Below are 970 nucleotides of genomic sequence, written 5' to 3'. Positions count from 1 at the left end.
ACTTCTTAAGTTTACAGACCATGTTCTCTTGGCTACTAGCAACAAAACCCTCTGGTTGCATCATATAGATGCATTCGTCAAGACTTCCATTAAGGAAAGCTGTCTTGACATCCATTTGCCATATCTCGTAGTCATAATGACATGCGATGGCTAAGAGAATCCTTATGGACTTAAGCATGGCCACTGGTGAAAAGGTTTCCTCATAATCGATACCCTCTTTCTGAGTATATCCTTTCGCCACCAGTCTAGCTTTGAAGGTTTCCACCTTCCCATCCACTCCTCTCTTCCTCTTGTAAATCCACTTGCACCCTATGGGTTTGATCCCTTCAGGTGCATTTACAAGTTCCCAGACTTGATTGGAATACATGGAATCCAATTCAGATTTCATCGCTTGTTGCCACATGTCAGCATCTATATCCGTTACTGCTTCATCGTAACTAGTAGGATCCTCAACCATATCATCAGAGTCTGTCTTTAAAGACACTCCTAGATATCTATCTGGTTGTCTAGGAATTCTCCCACTACGACGAGGCTCCGGAGTGTTTAAAGGAATATCCGGTCTATCTACTGTCTCAGGATCTGGTTCAGATGTTATAGGGGATTCCGGAAGAATCTCCTCAAGGGTTTCTGTACTACTAAGCTCTTGGTGCATCATACAATCATCCTCTAAGTATCTAGCATGAGTGCTGATGAGCACTTTTTGCTCCTTTGGATGATAAAACATGCCACCTCTCGTTCCCTTAGGATACCCAATGAAGTAGCACATTTCTGATCTGGGTTCTAGCTTGGTAGCTTTATCATTCAGTACATAAGCTGGACAACCCCAAATGTGGATATGATTTAAACTAGGTTTTCGACCTGTCCACATTTCTTGGGGTGTCTTAGGTACTGACTTAGATGGCACCACATTTAAAATGTATGCTGCTGCTTCTAAGGCATAACCCCAAAAAGATATAGGTAGGGTTGCATG

General features: G+C 42.6%; 1 protein-coding gene. It reads right to left on the bottom strand.

All coding sequences use genetic code 11. The features are described from left to right. Positions 1-766, bottom strand: a 766-nt coding sequence (locus F8C76_RS19840) for a reverse transcriptase domain-containing protein (RefSeq protein ID WP_211372173.1), incomplete at its 3' end; no start/stop codon positions are given. Positions 767-970 lie beyond the last annotated feature (204 nt).

This window comes from Flagellimonas olearia (genome assembly GCF_009184425.1).
Taxonomy (GTDB): domain Bacteria; phylum Bacteroidota; class Bacteroidia; order Flavobacteriales; family Flavobacteriaceae; genus Flagellimonas; species Flagellimonas olearia.
The sequence above is the reverse complement of the archived record's forward strand: the minus strand, read 5'-3'. Positions and strand labels throughout refer to the sequence as shown.